The 15254-nt window shown below is 57.2% G+C and carries 15 protein-coding genes and 4 tRNA genes; 10 read left to right on the top strand and 9 right to left on the bottom strand.

From position 1 onward, the window contains the following. Window positions 1-65: 65 nt before the first annotated feature. The 5 genes from BLR16_RS22365 (at window position 66) to BLR16_RS22345 (ending at window position 2160) form a co-directional block, all read left to right on the top strand. Window positions 66-1298, top strand: coding sequence for an aspartate kinase (locus BLR16_RS22365; RefSeq protein ID WP_003369901.1), 1233 nt, complete (start codon window positions 66-68; stop codon window positions 1296-1298). A 170-nt stretch (window positions 1299-1468) separates the two neighbouring features. Beyond that, the gene (gene csrA, locus BLR16_RS22360; protein WP_002554426.1) at window positions 1469-1657 is read left to right on the top strand and encodes a carbon storage regulator CsrA; all 189 of its coding nucleotides are present in this window, start codon (window positions 1469-1471) and stop codon (window positions 1655-1657) included. A gap of 62 nt (window positions 1658-1719) precedes the next feature. Further along, window positions 1720-1810: transfer RNA gene (locus tag BLR16_RS22355), tRNA-Ser, on the top strand. A 109-nt stretch (window positions 1811-1919) separates the two neighbouring features. Next, window positions 1920-1996, top strand: a tRNA-Arg gene (locus tag BLR16_RS22350). Window positions 1997-2083: 87 nt separating this feature from the next. Next, window positions 2084-2160 (top strand) — tRNA-Arg (locus BLR16_RS22345). A gap of 44 nt (window positions 2161-2204) precedes the next feature. Here the strand turns inward: BLR16_RS22345 and bamE are convergent. Next, window positions 2205-2696 (bottom strand): outer membrane protein assembly factor BamE domain-containing protein, encoded by a 492-nt coding sequence (gene bamE, locus BLR16_RS22340; RefSeq protein WP_003369903.1) that lies wholly within the window; start codon window positions 2694-2696, stop codon window positions 2205-2207. A 325-nt stretch (window positions 2697-3021) separates the two neighbouring features. Between bamE and mgtE the strand changes: the two genes are divergently transcribed. Then, window positions 3022-4464, top strand: coding sequence for a magnesium transporter (gene mgtE, locus BLR16_RS22335; protein WP_003434593.1), 1443 nt, complete (start codon window positions 3022-3024; stop codon window positions 4462-4464). A gap of 176 nt (window positions 4465-4640) precedes the next feature. Here the strand turns inward: mgtE and BLR16_RS22330 are convergent, their stop codons facing one another. From BLR16_RS22330 to BLR16_RS22320, 3 genes are all read right to left on the bottom strand, one after another. Further along, entirely contained in the window at window positions 4641-4967 is a 327-nt protein-coding gene (locus BLR16_RS22330; RefSeq protein WP_002554423.1) for an Arc family DNA-binding protein, read from the bottom strand. Between the two features lie 429 nt (window positions 4968-5396). Next, complete coding sequence (locus BLR16_RS22325; protein WP_003369912.1) at window positions 5397-5582, bottom strand: PA3371 family protein; 186 nt, start codon at window positions 5580-5582, stop codon at window positions 5397-5399. 36 nt (window positions 5583-5618) lie between these two features. After that, window positions 5619-5858: a hypothetical protein gene (locus BLR16_RS22320; protein WP_003369913.1), complete on the bottom strand. Its 240-nt coding sequence runs from the start codon at window positions 5856-5858 to the stop codon at window positions 5619-5621. A 317-nt stretch (window positions 5859-6175) separates the two neighbouring features. Between BLR16_RS22320 and BLR16_RS22310 the strand changes: the two genes are divergently transcribed. Then, window positions 6176-6252: transfer RNA gene (locus tag BLR16_RS22310), tRNA-Arg, on the top strand. 12 nt (window positions 6253-6264) lie between these two features. Here the strand turns inward: BLR16_RS22310 and BLR16_RS22305 are convergent. Continuing rightward, complete coding sequence (locus tag BLR16_RS22305; RefSeq protein WP_054080884.1) at window positions 6265-8676, bottom strand: DUF3772 domain-containing protein; 2412 nt, start codon at window positions 8674-8676, stop codon at window positions 6265-6267. Between the two features lie 338 nt (window positions 8677-9014). Here BLR16_RS22305 and BLR16_RS22300 point away from each other — a divergent pair, with 338 nt between their 5' ends. Further along, window positions 9015-9716, top strand: a complete 702-nt coding sequence (locus BLR16_RS22300; protein ID WP_054080885.1) for a glutathione S-transferase family protein — start codon at window positions 9015-9017, stop codon at window positions 9714-9716. Between the two features lie 212 nt (window positions 9717-9928). Next, window positions 9929-10513, top strand: a complete 585-nt coding sequence (locus BLR16_RS22290; protein WP_072364881.1) for a TetR/AcrR family transcriptional regulator — start codon at window positions 9929-9931, stop codon at window positions 10511-10513. A 19-nt stretch (window positions 10514-10532) separates the two neighbouring features. Here the strand turns inward: BLR16_RS22290 and BLR16_RS22285 are convergent, their stop codons facing one another. The 4 genes from BLR16_RS22285 to BLR16_RS22270 form a co-directional block, all read right to left on the bottom strand. Continuing rightward, window positions 10533-11345 carry an oxidoreductase gene (locus tag BLR16_RS22285; RefSeq protein WP_072364883.1) on the bottom strand — a complete coding sequence of 271 codons (813 nt, stop codon included), beginning with the start codon at window positions 11343-11345 and terminating at the stop codon, window positions 10533-10535. Between the two features lie 64 nt (window positions 11346-11409). Next, window positions 11410-12411 (bottom strand): NADP-dependent oxidoreductase, encoded by a 1002-nt coding sequence (locus BLR16_RS22280; RefSeq protein ID WP_046719166.1) that lies wholly within the window; start codon window positions 12409-12411, stop codon window positions 11410-11412. A 59-nt stretch (window positions 12412-12470) separates the two neighbouring features. Beyond that, complete coding sequence (locus BLR16_RS22275; protein WP_074808880.1) at window positions 12471-13259, bottom strand: SDR family NAD(P)-dependent oxidoreductase; 789 nt, start codon at window positions 13257-13259, stop codon at window positions 12471-12473. A gap of 256 nt (window positions 13260-13515) precedes the next feature. Beyond that, the gene (locus BLR16_RS22270) at window positions 13516-14118 is read right to left on the bottom strand and encodes a TetR/AcrR family transcriptional regulator (protein WP_058397087.1); all 603 of its coding nucleotides are present in this window, start codon (window positions 14116-14118) and stop codon (window positions 13516-13518) included. Window positions 14119-14235: 117 nt separating this feature from the next. Between BLR16_RS22270 and BLR16_RS22265 the strand changes: the two genes are divergently transcribed. After that, the gene (locus BLR16_RS22265; protein ID WP_003369928.1) at window positions 14236-15099 is read left to right on the top strand and encodes an alpha/beta hydrolase; all 864 of its coding nucleotides are present in this window, start codon (window positions 14236-14238) and stop codon (window positions 15097-15099) included. Window positions 15100-15254 lie beyond the last annotated feature (155 nt).

Here is a 15254-nt window from a genome sequence, read left to right as displayed (position 1 = left end):
CGGCAGGCCTTACTTGGACTCGAATGTTAATGGGTGCTCTTAACGGGATTTGAGGCGGCTTTGAGATGGCTTTAATCGTACAGAAATTTGGCGGCACCTCCGTGGGCTCTGTAGAGCGCATCGAGCAGGTGGCCGACAAGGTCAAGAAATTCCGTGAGGCGGGTGACGACCTGGTGGTCGTGCTTTCGGCCATGAGCGGTGAAACCAATCGTCTGATCGAGCTGGCCAGGCAGATCAGTGATCAGCCAGTTCCCCGTGAGCTGGATGTCATTGTCTCCACGGGCGAGCAGGTGACCATCGCGCTGCTGGCGATGGCCTTGATGAAGCGTGGCGTTCCGGCGGTGTCCTACACCGGCAATCAGGTGCGTATTCTCACCGACAGCGCGCACAACAAGGCGCGCATCCTGCAGATCGACGACCAGAAGATCCGCTCCGACCTGAAAGCGGGTCGTGTGGTGGTGGTCGCCGGTTTCCAGGGTGTCGACGAACACGGCAACATCACGACCCTCGGGCGTGGTGGCTCGGACACGACCGGTGTTGCCCTGGCGGCGGCGCTGAAAGCGGACGAGTGCCAGATCTACACCGACGTCGATGGCGTCTACACCACTGATCCGCGCGTCGTGTCGCAGGCCCAGCGCCTCGACAAGATCACCTTTGAAGAGATGCTGGAAATGGCCAGCCTCGGTTCCAAGGTGCTGCAGATCCGTGCGGTCGAATTCGCCGGCAAATACAATGTCCCGCTGCGCGTTCTGCACAGCTTCAAAGAGGGGCCGGGCACCCTTATTACAATCGATGAAGAGGAATCCATGGAACAGCCGATCATTTCCGGCATCGCCTTCAACCGCGATGAAGCCAAGCTGACCATCCGTGGTGTGCCAGACACCCCCGGCGTGGCGTTCAAGATTCTCGGCCCGATCAGCGCGGCCAATATCGAAGTGGACATGATCGTGCAGAACGTCTCGCACGATAACACCACCGATTTCACCTTCACGATCCATCGCAACGACTATCAGGCGGCCTTGCAGGTGCTTGAGGCTACCGCGCGTGAAATCAGCGCGCGTGAGGTTTCCGGCGATACCAAGATCGCCAAGGTGTCCATCGTCGGCGTTGGTATGCGCTCGCATGCCGGCGTTGCCAGTCGTATGTTCGAAGCGCTGGCCAAGGAGAGCATCAATATCCAGATGATCTCCACATCGGAAATCAAGGTTTCCGTGGTCATCGAAGAGAAATACCTGGAGTTGGCTGTGCGCGCACTGCACACGGCCTTTGAGCTGGATGCTCCGCGGCAGGGCGAATGACCCTGTCATCGAAGGGCGCGGCGTGACCGCGTCTTTCGGGTGCTGCGCAGAAGGGCTTTTGTTTTCTTTGCGTTAGTCGATATACAGGTAGTGGTTATGGCGTTTTGCTACTGTCACTGCCCATAGGTTTGCAGACTGTTGTCCCTGAATAAAGGCGTAAGGAGAAAAGTATGCTGATTCTGACTCGTCGGTGCGCGGAAAGCCTGATCATTGGAGATGGTGAGATCACCGTCACCGTGCTCGGAGTGAAGGGTAATCAGGTGCGTATTGGTGTCAATGCGCCCAAGGAAGTCGCGGTTCATCGTGAAGAGATTTACCTGCGTATCAAGAAAGAGAAGGACGAAGAACCAAGCCATTAATTTTTATTGAATTTTTGGTTTGCAAACGGGGAAAAGGGTGGTTATTATACGCCCCGTGTTGCGGAGAGCTGGCCGAGTGGCCGAAGGCGCTCCCCTGCTAAGGGAGTACACCTCAAAAGGGTGTCGGGGGTTCGAATCCCCCGTTCTCCGCCATTATTTATGTAGTGCGTAAGATTGGGCTTGATCTGTAAGTTGTTGAATTTACTAGAAAAAGTGCTTGACTAAACAATTTTACGACCTATAATGCGCGGCACCAACACATGCACTCGTAGCTCAGCTGGATAGAGTACTCGGCTACGAACCGAGCGGTCACAGGTTCGAATCCTGTCGAGTGCACCATTTAAAGTTGTTTGAAGTGTTGTAAGTAATTACAAGGTTTCCGATAACTGGCTCCAACCAGAGGTGATCTGGTCTAAAAACACCAATGCACTCGTAGCTCAGCTGGATAGAGTACTCGGCTACGAACCGAGCGGTCACAGGTTCGAATCCTGTCGAGTGCACCATACAAACGAAAAGCCCACATCGAAAGATGTGGGCTTTTTGCTTTCTAGCGTTTTCCTTTAACGCATCCGTTCTCGTCAAATGTCACCTTATTGCTGCGGCCTTTTTTCTGGTTGTACACGTAATGCAATTCTCCATTGCGGTTAGTGACTTTGTCGGGGCGTCCCAGCAGGCTCTCGACATCACGCTGCGTCATACCGGGAGGGGTGCGCTGGTTGATGATCGCAGCCCGGCGCTGTTCGGCGCTCAAGCGGTTTCCACAGCCATCATCGCGTGTGCCGACCACGACCAGTGTCTGATCTGCCGGTTTTCCACGCGCGGTTTGCGCAGTGTTGGCGGGCGGCATCACATCGATACGGGTTCCCGGTGGTGCGTTGAAGGCTCTCTGCAGGCGGGTACTGTGCCCATCCGGGCAGCCGAGGGTGGTAAACGTAATCTTTCCGGATGCATCCTCGCAGCGATGAACGTTGCTGGCGGTTGCAGCGGCAGGAAGGCAGAGCAGGGCGCTCCACAGCAGCAGATGATTTTCAGGTCGCATGCTCAAGGTCCTCCGTGACAGGTGTCGGCAAAGGCTAACTGCGGTCTTTGAAAGGGGCGAGCGTGTTTTATTGGCTGAATGTGACGTCGAACCCTGGCTGGCTTACGGAGTTGTGCAGGTTTGCGCTGCAAACGGTTGTTATGAGCTGAATTTTCTCGCGTGCGCTTCGCTCAAAGCGGTGTATCATTGCGCCCGTCAGCTCCGCCGGGGCTTGTGGAACACCTCCATGGACATACCCAGTCGTTACTCGATAATGTTTTTCAACAATCATGAATTAACTGATTGATCTCCCGGCGTGCTCCGCTGCTGGGAGTGGAGTTCGCCTATGACCGAAAGAGAAGTAAAAAAAACGCAGGAAAGCTTGCAGGATCGCCTGGCTCAGGTTGTCGATCTGCTGCAGCGCCAGCGTATTGTTGAAGACCTGACCCACCGTCAGGAAGGTCAGCATCAGGACCGTGTAGAAAACCTGGTTCACCGGCAGAACCTCGTCGAGTTGCAACGCAAGCTCGAAGACCTTCACTCTGCCGACGTCGCCTATATCCTTGAAGCCTTGCCCCTGGAAGACCGCCTGACCGTCTGGCAGCTGGTCAAGGCCGAGCGCGACGGCGACATTCTTCTTGAAGTATCCGATTCCGTTCGTGAAACCCTGATCGCCGACATGGACGATCATGAGTTGCTCGCGGCGGCACGGGACATGGACGCCGACGAACTGGCCGACCTTGCTCCCGAGTTGCCCCGCGACGTCGTTCACGAGCTCATGGAAACACTGGATTCACAGCAGCGTGAGCGCGTGCGGTCGGCCTTGTCCTATGACGAGGATCAGGTCGGTGCGCTGATGGACTTCGAGATGGTGACGATCCGTGAGGATGTCAGCCTTGAAGTCGTGCTGCGCTACCTGCGCAGGCTCAAAGAGCTGCCTGGTCACACCGACAAACTGTTCGTAGTCGATTCCGAGGGTGTGCTCAAGGGCGTGCTGCCGATCAAGCGTCTGCTGGTCAATGATCCGGAGAAGCAGGTTGGCGAAGTCATGGCCAACGATCCGGTCAGCTTTCACCCTGAAGACGATGCCTACGATGCGGCACAGGCGTTTGAGCGTTATGACCTTATCTCCACGCCGGTCGTGGACAAGAACGGCAAGCTGATCGGCCGTCTGACCATCGATGAAATGGTCGACCTGATCCGTGAGGAAAGCGAGAGCGAAGTCCTCAACATGGCGGGTCTGCGTGAAGAAGAAGACATCTTCGCGTCGGTATGGCGTTCGCTGCGCAACCGCTGGTCCTGGCTGGCAGTCAACCTGGTAACCGCGTTTCTGGCCTCGCGTGTGATCGGCCTGTTCGAAGGCTCCATCGAGAAGTTGGTGGCGCTCGCTGCGCTGATGCCTATCGTGGCCGGGATTGGCGGCAACTCCGGTAACCAGACCATCACCATGATCGTCCGCGCGATGGCGCTGGATCAGGTCAATACCGGTAATACGGCGCGATTGCTGCGCAAGGAGCTGGCTGTCGGCTTGATCAATGGTCTGATCTGGGGGGGTGTGATCGGCGTGGTCGCCTACTTCCTGTATGACAGCTGGTCGCTGGGTGTGGTCATGACCGCAGCCATGACGCTCAACCTGTTGCTGGCAGCGCTGATGGGTGTTTCCATTCCTATGGCGCTTGCACGTTTGGGGCGAGATCCCGCGATGGGGGCGAGCGTCATGATTACGGCGATGACCGACAGCGGCGGCTTCTTCATCTTTCTCGGGCTGGCGACGATCTTTCTGCTCTAAGGCTCGCGACGGCTAGAGTCTATTGAAATAAAAAAACCGCCATGATCAGGCGGTTTTTTTATGCTTTCGCCAAGTCTTCAGGTCGCTGTGTAACGCAATAAGCCGACGACTAATAAAGAAAAAGGCTACAACGAAAAAGGCCAGCTTTCGCTGGCCTTTGTCTGTTACGTCAAATCTCAGGACTCTTCGGAAGCGAGTTCCGTGTCATGAGCAATCAGCGAAACAAGAGCGTTCTGTTGACGATGTGAAAGCTGGCGAAAGCGCTGCAGCAGCTCGCGTTCGTGCAAGGACAGCTCAGGACTATCGAGGCGCAGGCTTGGTTCATCACCAAGAGCACCTTCCTGAATCAGGCTTTGTTCGAGACGAGCGATGATTTCCGAGTTCATGCTGCGGTGATGATTCTTGGCTACCTCTTGCACGCGATTACGCATGCCGTCTGGTAGGCGAACGACGAACTTGTCAGCCGTGCGGCTGGAATAAGTAGCCTGTTTCATAGGGCTCATATATTTAACCGGTTAGTTCAGGGGAAGCGGTTCTAGCAAGTGGCCGCAAGATTGTCACAGTCAGACAATCATTTTGGCCAAATGTTCAACCGGGGTTCCAAGGGGCCGACATCATGCCGTATTACGTCGAATCCTTGGCGTCAATTCTGTGACAAATATTGACTCAGGTAGCGGCGTATTGCCAGCACCAATTATCAGAAATGCGAGCGAATTTGCAAACTCATCACATTTGTCCCCGGATAAAAGGGCACGCCATTGAGCTTTTTTGCCGTCATGGCCATTTGACTCTGAGTATGCGTCTAAATTCAGCGTGACCGAGGTTAGCCGACAAAGGGTTGGCTGCGGTGCAGGAAGGTTCTTTCGGAGGAGGGGAGATTCTGGATGCGAACGGTCAGACGACCGGGCGAATTACCGCAGGTAGCTTCGCTGTCAGCGAAGCACCGGGTCGAATTTGAAGCGGCGACCGACGAACAACGCAACCACGAAGAGACTGGCGAACACGCCTGCGGCGATGTTTGCAGCGATACTCATGGCCTGTGCATTAACAGGAAGCAAAAGGTCGGCGACGACAGCCATGATCGCCAGGACCAGAAATGACAACGCGGATTTTGACATGGCTACTCTCTCTTGGAAGGGTCGTTGCGGGCGTTATCAGAAAACCCAGCGCTGTTCAGCGCGTGGAAACTGAAGTGACTCATCATCGTCATTGGCCAGCACCGCTGCGCTCGCAACGCGTTCAGTCATGATTGCCAGCTTTGGCGCTTGACTGATCTGGTGGTGGACAGGAGCAGGCGTGATGGCCTGAGCATCCTTGATACCAGAATCCTGGAAATGAAATGCTACCAGAGCCACCAGAGCTGCCGCATTCAACACTGAGAGAGTCTTGTTCATTTTCCAGTACCTGTGCCCGACCGTTTGGGATGAGATGTGTTCCACAGATATCAATAATGCAGTCTGCATGCCAATCGGAAAATGATAAAAACTCCTTTAAAATCAATTGTTTATTAAATTAAAAAAAGTGCTCTACAGTGCGTTTTGCAATGATGGCTTTTTGGGGGATTGCAAATTGCATGATCGGTTTATCAGGCCGTGTTTTCAGGCGACATCGGCTACAGGGTCGAAGGACAATGACGACATGACAAAAGCGCCACATGCCGCTAAGATGCACGCCGTCCTCGCTGGCACCGATCGGTGTGTCGGCACGCAGTGTCTCAGTAGCTCAATTGGATAGAGCATCCCCCTCCTAAGGGGAAGGTTGCAGGTTCGAACCCCGCCTGGGACACCACACAAACAAGCATCACTGACTCTCTTCCGCCGCCGCCTCCTTCCCAGCCCCCTCATTAATCAACACCATGCTCTGCGGTGCAGACAGCGCTACACCCAATTCCCTCAGACGCCCCAAGACCGTAAACAACAGATCACTCCGTGCGCCACCCACCGAGCGTGGGCTGTTCACGTAGCCGCTGGCGCTGATGATCAAGCCGGTATTGGTCAGGTCCTTGAAGGTGACTGAAGGCGCTGGTGCATCGAGTATCGCTTCGTGTTCGGTGAAAGCCTGTAACAGCAGTTCGCGTATTTGCAGAACGTCTGTTTCCAGGGGCAGGGTAAGGGTGATTCCGACCACGCCCAGCGCATTGCCCATGGTCACGTTGCGGACGTTCTGCGTGATGAACTGCGAGTTCGGCACGATCACTGTCGAGCGGTCGCCCATCTGGATTTCGGTCGCGCGGACGTTGATCCGGCGAATATCGCCTTCGACCCCCGCCAGGCTTACCCAGTCGCCGACTTTGACCGGGCGCTCGGTCAGCAGAATCAGGCCGGAGATGAAGTTCTGCACAATGGCCTGCAGGCCGAAACCTATCCCCACCGACAGCGCACTGACCACCCAGGTCAGGTTGGTGAGGCTGATGTTGAGTGTGGACATCACCACGGCCACCACCAGCACAAAGCCGATGTAACCGATCAGGGTCACCAGCGAGGCCTGCATGCCTGCGTCCATGTTGGTTTCGGGCAGCAGGCGTTCTCCAAACCACTCCTTGAGTACCCGCACACTCAGCAGGCCGACGACCAGGCATACCAATGCCACCAGAATGTCGCTGGGGACGATGTTTAGGTTACCCATGGATTTGGACGTGACATCCAGCTGAGTAAAGCTGGCGAGCAGGTCGCCCGGGCTCGACCCTGAAGGCATGAACGCCAGCAGTACAGCGGTGAGCAGCAGCAAGGTACGGCCTATGCCGGCCAGTACGGTACTTGCCTGCGCCTGATGGCGAGTGGACAAGCCCAGCGCTGAGCCCAGCGCCAGGCCGCCAGGTTGTTTGGGCGACAGGAGGGTTTCGCAGATGTCACCGAAGCAGGCGATCAGCAGGTATGCAGTGGACGCCACCACGCTGATCCAGAGCAGTTTCACTGCCAGAAAGTAAGCCAGCGTCAGGTAGCCGCTCAACAACGCCAGCAAACTCAGGCCGACCCACACCGCAACGATAAACGGAATCAGCCCGGCGAAGCCTGCCGGCCGCTCTAGTTCAAAGCGGCGGCGGGTACGGCGGTAGCGCAACAGGGCGTAGAAGAACACCAGCGAAACCGCCAGTGCCGTCAGGCCATTGACCGCAACGGTCAGTGCCAGGCTGCTGGCAATCACACTGTTGATTCGTTCCTGGGTGCCGATGACCATCAGTGCCAGTGCCAGGGCCGGGGGGAAGCGGCCCAGTGCGGTGGCAATCTGGTCAGGAATTTGCGGCAGGCGCCACGAGGCATGTGCCAGCATCAACAGCGCGCGGCCCAGACCGACGATGAAGGCGCAGAAGGTAATCAGCGTCTGCACCTGATCGAGCAGATTGACCACGTCGTTGCTGAGCACCGCGTTGTGGACGATTCCCCAGCGCAGCAAGGAAGTGGCAATGGTGATGGTGAGAATGGTCGACAGCCCGACCGCCAGGGCCAGGGCGCTGCGGCGCAGGCGGCCTTCGGGCAGCCAGCGAATCATCGCCCAGATCAGCAGGCGCTCCAGCAGGCGCCGGACAACCACCCAGATGAACAACGCGCCCAGCACCACGCTGATGAATTGCACACGGTTGTCCGGTGCCATCGCGTTGTTGAGTACTTGGCGCACGTCCACCAGAAGCCTGTTCAGGCGTCCCAGGTCGTCATCGGTCGGGCGAATCAGCGTGGACCAGAATGCCGAACTGAGCGGGCTCGCCGTGCGCGTGCTGATCTGTGAATCGAAAAGGCTGCGGCGCAGGTTGAATATCTGCGTAGCCAGATCCCGGGCTGACTGGCTCAGCTCATTGGTCTGACGTTCATCATTGACCAGCGCGTTTTTCTGCGCGGTCAACGTCTTGCGCTGACTGGTCAGGCTTTGCGCTTCGTCCGGTTGCACCGGCCCGAGAATGTTGAGCTGATCATTCAGGTGTTCGATATCGACAGCCTGCTGAGCAATCAGATTGTCGGCTTGTTTCTGGACCTGCAAAGCCGCCTGGCGCAGGCTTGAAAGCAGGTCGTCGTTGGCGCTGACCGTCACTTTCTGACGGATCTGATCGAGCTGTTGGCTCAGATCATCCAGGCTCGGGGCATCCACGGCAGGGGTCGCGCTGCTGGCGCTATCGGCCTGGGGGGCGGGAGCATTCTGGGCCAGGGCCGGCAAGGTCACGCAGAGCAAAAGCAAGGCGAGCAACCCGGTACGAAAACGGTTCAGCGAAGCGTGCTGCATTCTTTTTCCTTCTTTCTCTGCGCTATGCGGCCAGGCGAGGCCTGTGGTTCGAGCCTGGGTCTTGTACGTTTTTGAGCAGCATTCACTGGCCGCCCGAGATCGGCGCACAGGATATCAAGGCGCTCACGTTTGAGCGCTGTCAATGCGGGCCAACCCATGCCTGAAGGCTGCATTTTCAGCAGAATCTTCTCCGATTGCCAGGCTTGCGGATCAGCCGAGTGGATACTACTGGCCTAACAAGTGTTAGGTAAACGTTGACTCAGAACAAAAGTACCGCTACGGTGTGGATACCTAACGATAGTTAGGTAGGTGTTTTACCCTACCTCACAGGCCTGACCATGACCTCTAAATTGCGACTTTTCACCTCTCCTTCGGCTTTTCCGAATCCTCAACGCCTGCGTTTGTTCATCCACGAAAAAGGCATTGCCGATCAGTTCGAAGAAACCATTTATGACATGACGCCGGGTGGAGAGCAGCGTGGCTGGCGTCATCTGAACATGAACCCGTGGGGTGAAACACCGACCCTGGAACTGGCAGACGGCAGCTTCATATCCGAGACGGCCGCTATCGCTCGCTATCTGGATCAGTCTTATCCGGGCCGCAAGATCATGGGCGAGGGCGCTCTGGAGCAGGGCCTCGATAGCATGTGGGACAACCGCATCTGGGTGCATATCCTCTATCGGATCGTTACGGCCTTTCACGTGCTGCACACCGGACTCGGTTTCAAGCTTGAACTGACCAAGAACGAAGCATGGGGCGAGCACTGCCGCAAAGAAGCGCTGAGCCACGCGGCATTGGTCAATCGTCATTTGTCCGATGGTCGCGAATGGCTGCTGGGCGGCGATGCGCCAACGTTCGCGGACATCACGCTTGCAACTGCTATTGCCTTCTCCAAGTTTCCGGTCAACGCCACGCCATTGGATGAGCGTTTCGAGTTTCTGGACCTGTACTGGCAGCGCTGGCAGAAACGTCCGGCTTTTCAGGCGGCCTATGCTGATCGCAGCAGCGGTATTCCCGAGCTGGACTCGCCGGCCGAGTGATTGAGCTGTTTTTACGCTCACCTTATCGCCGGGAACGTCATGCGGGATGTTCCCGGCGATAGCCGTTTCAGCTTGTGAGAAACCGACGATGGCCGTTCAGCAGCGGATGGCTGCTGCCATGCGTCACACCGTCTTTCTACCTAACAAAAGGCAGGTTTTTGAATTAGCATGTGCCGGTCTCCAGAAACGCGTCCGAAGTACAAGGCACTACGATGACCATCAACGCCCGTGAGGCGATCCTGCTTGCTGCGAGAAACATCGCCCAGTCCCAGGGCTACAACGGCCTGAACTTTCGCGATCTGGCCGCCCAGGTCGGAATCAAGCCGGCCAGTATTTACTACCACTTCCCCAGCAAGGCTGATCTGGGTGTCGCTGTTGCCAGGCGATACTGGCAGGACGGTGCCGCTGCACTTGAGACGATCGCCGAAGAAACCCCCGATCCCAGCGAAGCATTACAGCGCTTTCCGGAGATCTTCCGGCGCTCGCTGGAGGTTGAAAACCGCCTTTGCCTGGGCACTTTCGTCGGCGCTGAAACCGACAACCTGCCGCCGGAGATGACTGAAGAAATGCAGCTATTCGCCCAGGTCAACATTGCCTGGCTGAGCAAGCTTCTGGTGGCAGCGAACATTTGCACGCCTGCGGACAGCGAGGTGCGGGCGCAGGCCATTTTTTCCGCTGTGGCGGGCGCTCAACTGGTCGCCAGAAGCAGGTCGGACATAGCCCTTTTTGACACGTTGATCGACACCTATCGCGCCTGCGGGCCATTGCCGAGCCAAGTCAGTATGGGAAGGCGCTGATACGTCCAGACCATGGCATCTATACCGGCAAGCGAAACTGCTTGCGCAAGCTTTTATCGAACGCTCCGGCAGGCGCGAAGCGCCGTAGCAGGCTGATTTGTCGGGCGGCCTTGCCGGCGGTGTATCGATGCCGTGGGCGAACATCGCTCGCCGCTTTCAGTACCACCGCTGCGACAACCTCGGGCAGGTCGGCTGTCGGCATCACATCGGCGAGCAACGCACGGACACCCGCTCGCGCCTGATCATACTCCGGCAACCGTGAGTCCGGCTCGATGCCGTTTTGATCGAAGACGGTGCGTACGAATGCCGGCTCAATGACCGAAACCCGGACGTCGAAGGCGCGAATTTCGTGATCGAGCGATTCCGAATAGCCTTCCAGAGCATGTTTGACCGCCGAATAATGAGCCGAGTAGGGCGCGGGTATCAGCCCCAGAACCGATCCGATATTGATAATGCGTCCCCGACCTTGTTGGCGCATCGACGGCAGTACTGCGCTGGTCATGCGCATGACGCCAAACAGATTGACGTCGAACAGTGCCTGCACTTGCGGGATCGAGAACTCCTCGGCCCCGCCCAGCATACCGATGCCGGCATTGTTGACGAGCAGGTCGATACGCCCGGTTTTCGCAAGCACGGTGGCAACGAGCGCGCGGACAGAGTCGTCATTCGTGACATCGCAGGTCAGCATGGAGACCTGTGCATAACTGTCACCAATTTTGCGGCTTGTGCCAAACACGGTATACCCCGCGCGCGCCAGCGCCTCTGCGGTGGCACGACCGATGCCCGATGAGGCACCCGTGACGATGGCGGTTCTTTCGGAAGAGGTGTCCATTTGATACTCCAATGCTCGACAGATGCGGGCCTGAATGGTGGCTGAGTGGACGTTGAATAAACGCTTACTTGATCTTCACGACGACCTTGCCTTTGGCACGGCCCTGGCCCAGGTATTCAAGCCCTTCGCTGGCCTGTTCAAACGCAAAGACCCTGTCAATCACCGGTGTTATCTGGCCACTTTCGAGCAATCTGGCGATGTCGCCAAGTTGAGCGCCATCCGCGCGAACAAACAGAAACGAGTACGACACATTTTTCGTCCTCGCCAGGCGCGTGATCCTGCGGCTCATCAACCCGAATATGAATGTGAAGAAGGCATTCATCCGCCGAGCCTTGGCGAATGCCTTATCCAGCGGGCCGACCAGGGATACGATCCTACCGCCGGGCTTGAGGATGCCGACAGCTCTTTCAAGGTCGTCTCCCCGGGTGGTGCCGAGCGCCAGGTCAACGTCGTGCAGCACTTGTTCAAATGCCTGCTCTTTGTAATTCACGACTTCATCTGCGCCCAGGCTGCGAACCAGCTCCATATTCCCCGCGCTGGTGGTCGTGGCCACTGTGGCGCCCAAGTGTTTGGCCAGCTGGATGGCGAAGGTGCCGATACCTCCAGACCCGGCCGGTATGAACACCTTCTGGCCCGCTTTAAGAGGGGCGCGTTCCTTGAATGCCTGCCACGACGTAAGCCCGACCATCGGGATGGAGGCGGCCTGAACAAAGTCCAGATTGGCGGGTTTCAATGCGGCAGCGTGTTCCGGTACGGCGGCGAACTGGGCGATGGCGCCCCCACGCAGTTCGAACAGGCTCGCGAATACTGCGTCGCCTGCCTTGAAACGAGTGACTGCGCTGCCTACTTGAATGACCATGCCTGCCAGATCGCTGCCCATGGTGGCCGGTAGTTGCAACTTCACTACAGGCTTGAAGACCCCCGTAGTGATGATGTTGTCGATCGGGTTCAACCCGGCCGCGTGAACTTCCACCAACAGTTCGTCAGGTTTGATGGCCGGTATGGGGACGTGGGTAATCGCAATCTCAGGCGACTTGCCGTACTTTTCGAATGTCAGTGCTTTCATGACGCTCTGATTCCAGTGTCGTCGAACAAGGGTGTGGATCTGCCGCGGCTTGACCCGCCTCAGGCTTGCGGGCGATAGCGCTCGGCCGCCTGAGCCTGTCGAATGTCCGACAACAGCCCTTGCCGCGCCTCATCCAGCGAGTCCCAACGACCCGCTACATGCAGCGGCGGAATGGTCACCTGCTCGCGGCGGTCGTAGCCCACCAGTGCCGCATCAACCAGTTCGTCGACGTCCATCACCTCTGCAATCGTGTTCAGATCGATCCCCGCACGCTCCCAGATTTCGGTACGCGTAGCCGCCGGGAGCACCGCCTGGACGTAGACGCCGTTGGGCGCCAATTCCACGTTCATTCCCTGGGAAAGGAACAGCACGTAGGCCTTGGTCGCACCGTAGACCGACATGCCGAACTCTGGCGCAAAGCCCACCACCGAACCGAGGTTGACGATCGAGCCCGAGCCGGACTGCGCGAAACGTGGGGCCACGGCGGCCGCAAGGCGTGTCAGGGCGACGATATTGAGGGCGACAAGCTTGTCGATGGACTCGGCGTTATGTTGCGCGAACCCTCCGGATTGAGCAATGCCCGCGTTGTTGATCAGCACACCGATGCTGGCGTCCTCACGCAGGCGGGTTTCCAGAGCTGTGAGGTCGGCAGCTTGAGTCAAATCGGCCTGAATGACTTCAACGGCAACGCCGTTTTCTTCACGAAGGCGTGCTGCCAGATCATCAAGACGTGCCTTGTCACGAGCGACCACTACGAGATTGTGACCGCGACGGGCAAATCGTTCGGCATATACCGCGCCGATGCCGCTGGAAGCACCGGTAATGAGAACAGTGGATGGCGTTGTCATGGAGGATGTACTCGTAAACTGCGTGGAGGAGATGGCAGTTATGATTACGATCAAAATCTAAAATGTCAACGTATTGATGTCGATCGACATCAAAAATAGGCCGTGCTGATCCTGCTCGGGTTTCGGAAGGGGACGTGGGGAACATCATGGGAAGACGTGCGGGCAAATTGCATGCACACCGCCGAAACCGCTTCTGCGCAAGCGCAGTCACGACGGCGGTTGTGTATCGATCTGATGGAGGTCTGTGCGTCTGTTTTCAGTCTGACGGCATAAGCACGGCGCATGTCATCAATTGCAGTACCGACTCGGCAGAGGGAATAGGGGGGGTATTCGTCTTTCTGTCGATGGTCAGGGAAGCGTAGCCATGCGCGGTGCTCCAGGCGAGGAAGGTGCGCTGTTCAAGCAGTTCCGGGTCGGGCTCGCTACCGTATTTTGTTATCCAGGCGTTGCGTATCGACTGGCGGAGGACTTGCAGCGCACGTTCACCCGATTCGAGAAGCCTGGGCAACGTGCGGTTTACACCCGCGCCAAACATCAACCGGAAGTGCTCCGGGTAACTTTTGGCGAAACTTACATAACCAATGCCGCAACCCAGGAGGGTGTCGTCAAGTTCCTGTTGCACGGCAACGATGACGTCGGCCATGCGCTCATACCCATCGGCCACCACCTCCGCCAGCAGATTTTCCAGAGAGCCGAAATGGTGGGCGGGGGCGGCATGAGAGACATTCGCCCTTCTGGCGCACTCGCGCAGTGACATGCCGCGGACTCCCGATTCCCCCACGATATCCCAGGCGGCCTGACGCAGGACGGCGGGCAGATTGCCGTGGTGGTAGGTCCGTGGGGCGTCTGAAGTCGACATGTAAGGCTCCCTATCATGAAACAAAAGTTATATTCCCATCGGTTCAGTCTATCTTGTCAGTGACAAGATAGGCTGTTCTAATGGCGCCAGATCATCTGACGGGCGTGGGGAATAGCGATGAGCAACATCATCAACAGGCTTCGACTATTGACGCTGCGCGGCATGTTCACGCTGAGCAGCCGTATTCTACCGGGCATCACTGGAAGATACCTCGCTCAACGTTTTGTGACTCCTCAGGCGTCCGGACGTGCCAAGGCTGCCGAAATCCTGAGTACAGCGACGGATGTGCAAACCGGTAGCCTTGAACTGGACGGCATCAGAATTGCCACCTATGTCTGGGGCGATCCCTCCAGCCAGCCGTATGTGTTGCTGGCCCACGGCTGGTCAAGTTACGCGATGCGTTTTATCGGATGGGTGCCGTTACTGCGCTCGATGGGCTACGCCGTGGTGGGGTTCGATCAGCCCGCGCACGGGTTGAGCGCAGGCAATATCAGCCACATGACCCAGTTCGTGGCTGTGCAGCAGCACGTGGGACGCCATTTCGGAAAACCTGCGGCGGTGATAGCGCATTCATTGGGCGCTTCATCGATTGTTTTCGCTCAGGAACAGTCGTGGTGCCCTGATCGTTTTATCCTGATTGCGCCGTTCCTGACACCTACGGACAGCGTACTTCAACTATTCGATTCGGTCGGTGTTGCCCACACAGTATTCAAACCTTTCGAGGGCGTCCTGCACTCGCTGACCGGTCGCCGCTTTGCAGACTACGACGCCAGTTCGCGACTGCCGCTGCTTGATCGTCCCGCCCTGATCATTCATGACCGCCGTGACCGTGAAACACCGTGGGAAAAGGGCGCTCGTTTTGCAGAACTATGGCCGGGGGCGCGTCTGTTTACCACTGAAGGGCTTGGTCACAATCGGCTGATTGATCACCCTTCGGTGATTACGGAAGCGATGAACTTTCTGAAACCGGATCATCGTTAACGGCATCCGCAACGGATGGCCTTTCCGACGGTTCCACTCTGAAGCGTCTATACGCAGCTTCATGAAATCCGTATGTGCCAGCTGGATCTGGCTCGTTTAATTGCAAGATGAATCTGGCTCGTTTAATTGCAAGATGAATAACGGAAGCCAGATGC

It is taken from the genome of Pseudomonas sp. BS3767, from assembly GCF_900099665.1.
Taxonomy (GTDB): domain Bacteria; phylum Pseudomonadota; class Gammaproteobacteria; order Pseudomonadales; family Pseudomonadaceae; genus Aquipseudomonas; species Aquipseudomonas cerasi.
Note: the sequence above shows the minus strand (reverse complement) of the source record. Positions and strands in the feature narration are given on the sequence as shown.

Bases quoted from the DNA above. Each gene is read 5' to 3' on its own strand.
- BLR16_RS22365 (WP_003369901.1), top strand. From the start codon at position 66: ATGGCTTTAATCGTACAGAAATTTGGCGGCACCTCCGTGGGCTCTGTA.
- csrA (WP_002554426.1), top strand. From the start codon at position 1,469: ATGCTGATTCTGACTCGTCGGTGCGCGGAAAGCCTGATCATTGGAGAT.
- bamE (WP_003369903.1), bottom strand. From the start codon at position 2,696: ATGCGACCTGAAAATCATCTGCTGCTGTGGAGCGCCCTGCTCTGCCTT.
- mgtE (WP_003434593.1), top strand. From the start codon at position 3,022: ATGACCGAAAGAGAAGTAAAAAAAACGCAGGAAAGCTTGCAGGATCGC.
- BLR16_RS22330 (WP_002554423.1), bottom strand. From the start codon at position 4,967: ATGAGCCCTATGAAACAGGCTACTTATTCCAGCCGCACGGCTGACAAG.
- BLR16_RS22325 (WP_003369912.1), bottom strand. From the start codon at position 5,582: ATGTCAAAATCCGCGTTGTCATTTCTGGTCCTGGCGATCATGGCTGTC.
- BLR16_RS22320 (WP_003369913.1), bottom strand. From the start codon at position 5,858: ATGAACAAGACTCTCTCAGTGTTGAATGCGGCAGCTCTGGTGGCTCTG.
- BLR16_RS22305 (WP_054080884.1), bottom strand. From the start codon at position 8,676: ATGCAGCACGCTTCGCTGAACCGTTTTCGTACCGGGTTGCTCGCCTTG.
- BLR16_RS22300 (WP_054080885.1), top strand. From the start codon at position 9,015: ATGACCTCTAAATTGCGACTTTTCACCTCTCCTTCGGCTTTTCCGAAT.
- BLR16_RS22290 (WP_072364881.1), top strand. From the start codon at position 9,929: ATGACCATCAACGCCCGTGAGGCGATCCTGCTTGCTGCGAGAAACATC.
- BLR16_RS22285 (WP_072364883.1), bottom strand. From the start codon at position 11,345: ATGGACACCTCTTCCGAAAGAACCGCCATCGTCACGGGTGCCTCATCG.
- BLR16_RS22280 (WP_046719166.1), bottom strand. From the start codon at position 12,411: ATGAAAGCACTGACATTCGAAAAGTACGGCAAGTCGCCTGAGATTGCG.
- BLR16_RS22275 (WP_074808880.1), bottom strand. From the start codon at position 13,259: ATGACAACGCCATCCACTGTTCTCATTACCGGTGCTTCCAGCGGCATC.
- BLR16_RS22270 (WP_058397087.1), bottom strand. From the start codon at position 14,118: ATGTCGACTTCAGACGCCCCACGGACCTACCACCACGGCAATCTGCCC.
- BLR16_RS22265 (WP_003369928.1), top strand. From the start codon at position 14,236: ATGAGCAACATCATCAACAGGCTTCGACTATTGACGCTGCGCGGCATG.